At 79.6% G+C, this 2,441-nt stretch carries 2 protein-coding genes; one reads left to right on the top strand and one right to left on the bottom strand.

Annotated elements, in window-relative coordinates; translation table 11 throughout:
* Positions 1–448 precede the first annotated feature (448 nt).
* Positions 449–1,213: an NADase-type glycan-binding domain-containing protein gene (locus ACWGDE_RS38230; protein WP_453393692.1), complete on the top strand. Its 765-nt coding sequence runs from the start codon at positions 449–451 to the stop codon at positions 1,211–1,213.
* A gap of 35 nt (positions 1,214–1,248) precedes the next feature.
* Here ACWGDE_RS38230 and ACWGDE_RS38235 read toward each other — a convergent pair.
* A partial coding sequence (locus tag ACWGDE_RS38235) for an AfsR/SARP family transcriptional regulator (RefSeq protein WP_453393693.1) occupies positions 1,249–2,441 on the bottom strand: 1,193 nt, incomplete at its 5' end.

Here is a 2,441-nt window from a genome sequence, read left to right on the forward strand (position 1 = left end):
TGCGGGGCCCCGTGGGGAGCATGGACCGGTGACCAACTGCACGGTGTGTGGGACGCGCTGTGAGACCGGGGAGCAGTTCTGCGGGAACTGCGGGGCCTTCTTGGAGTGGGGAGACGGCCCGGCCGCTCCCACGGCCACTCGTACGGAACCCGGCGCCCCGGCCCCCTCGCGGCCGGGCGGCCCCGAGCCCGGAACCGCAGCCCAGGACGGGGCCAGGGCCGCCGGGCCCGGCTGGTCCGGGGCCCACCCGGCAGAGCCGGGCGGCGCCCGTGCCGCGGGGCCGGGCGGGGGCGGAGCACGCGCAGCAGGGCCGGGCGGGGCCGGGGCCGCGGGGCTGGGTGCGGCCGGGGCCGCTGGGCCGGGTGGGGCCGGGCCCGTTGTGCCGCCCATGCCTACGCGGCCGCCCACGCGGGCCGTGCAGCCCGGGATGGGTCCGGGTGTCGCGCCCGTGCGGCGGCGCGTGGAGGCCGAGGAGGACGCGCCCCGGCCCGGGGAGCTGATCTGCGGGCAGTGCGGGGCCGGGAACGTGCCGACCCGCCGGTACTGCCGGCGCTGCGGAGCCGGCCTCGCGGACGCGCCCGTCGCGCAGAAGCCGCCCTGGTGGCGCAGGCGCCGGACCCGCCGGACGCACGCGGCCGGGGAGCGGCCCGCCCGGCGCCGCCAGTGGCGCCTCCCCCGGCCCGTGGTGCCGCTCTTGCTGGTGCTGGCGCTGGCCGCCGCCGGGTACGCCTTCCGCGCCGAAGCCGGGCGCGCCCTGGAGTCCGTACGCGACCGGGTGTCCAAGCCCGAGCAGACGCACGCGTCGGCGGTGACGGCGTCCAGCGCCGCCCCGGAGCACGAGGCCGCGCTCGCCGTGGACGGGACCACCGACCGGTACTGGGCTCCGGCCGGGGCCGGGCAGGGCGAGTACCTGGAGGCGACCTTCGACGGGCCGCTGCGGCTGCTGGACCTCGTCGTGCATCCCGGTGCCTCGCCGGTCGCCGAGAAGTTCCTCCAGCAGGGGAGGCCCAGCAGCCTGCTGCTGACCGCCGTGGGCAAGGACGGGCGGACGACGAACAAGACGGTCCGTCTGGCCGACGTCCCCGGCCAGCAGCGCTTCCACTTCGCGGTGAGCGACGTGGCGCGGCTGAGGATCACCGTGCAGGGGGCGTACGGAGCCGAGGGCGGGCGGACCGTGGCCCTGGGCGAGGTGGAGTTCTTCAAGCGGCGGTAGGTCCCGTACGGTGCCCACCGCCGTGCCCGCGGCCGTCAGCTCAGGGCCGCGAGGATCCGTGCGTGGCGGCGTTCCGCCTGACGGGCGGCCGCCGGGTCGCCGGCCCTGCGGTGGGCTTCGATCAGCAGGCGCCAGACCGCGTCGCGGAAGGGGTCCAGCGACAGGGCGTGGCCGGCCGCCGCCACCGCCGCCTCCGCGCGGCCGCGGGCCAGTTCCACCTCGGCCAGGGTGTGCGCCGCCCGGACCGCCTGGTCCCGGCAGCGTTCGCGCAGCGGGACCACCCACTCCGCCGGGCCGTCCTCGGGGAGCAGCTCGCCGGTGTAGAGGCCCAGTGCCCGGGCCAGTGACGCGGCGGCCCGGTCGGCGTGGCCGCGGGCGGCTTCGGCCAGGCCCTGCGCGGTGGCGGCCTCGAAGTGCTGGACGTCGCAGCTGCCGCCGGGGACGAGGTCGAGCATGTAGGCCTCGCCCGAGCGGACCAGGACGCGGGCCCGGCCCCGGTCCTGGCCCGGTTCCAGGACGGTGCGCAGGGCGGAGACGGCCGTCTGGAGTCCGTGGCCGGCCGTGCGGGCGGAGCTCTCCGGCCACAGGGCCGCCATCAGCTGCTCCCGGTGGACGGGGCGGCCGGCGTGCACGGCGAGCAGCCGGGCCAGGGCCCGGACCCGCGGCCGGGTGGCGCCCCAGTCGAGGGGGCGGCCGTCGACGGTGGCCTCGAAGCGGCGGAAGCAGCGGAGGGTGAGCGCGCGTTCGGGGGCGGGCACGGGGTCGGTGGACGCGCCGGGGTGCCGGGAGTCGGTGGCGCCGAGGGAACCCGGCGGGCGGCCCGCCCGCGGTGCCGGTGCGGGCCCACGACGGGCCTGCGGGGGACGGTGGCGCGCGAGATAGGTGCGCAGCAGGGGCAGGCAGTCCTCGGCCCCGTACTCGTCGGCGAGCTCCGGTGGCTCCGGCGCCCCGCGCCGCAGGGCCCGTACCGCCGGGTCGGGGAAGCCGGCGAGGACCTCGCGGTCCAGGTAGGTGCGCAGCGCGGGGGCGTCGAGGGGGTCCCGGCCGGCGGCGGCCGCGGCCAGGCCGAGGCGGATGAGGGCGGGCCAGCCGCGACTGAGCCGGAGCAGGGCCGGGTCCGCGCCCGGGAAGGCGGCCGCCGCCGCGGCCTCGCCGAGGCGCAGGTCCCGGGCGGTGAGCACGCGGGTGTCGGCGAGTTCGAGCCGGGTGAGGTTCACCGCGGGCATCC

This window comes from Streptomyces sp. NPDC054956, from assembly GCF_053609185.1.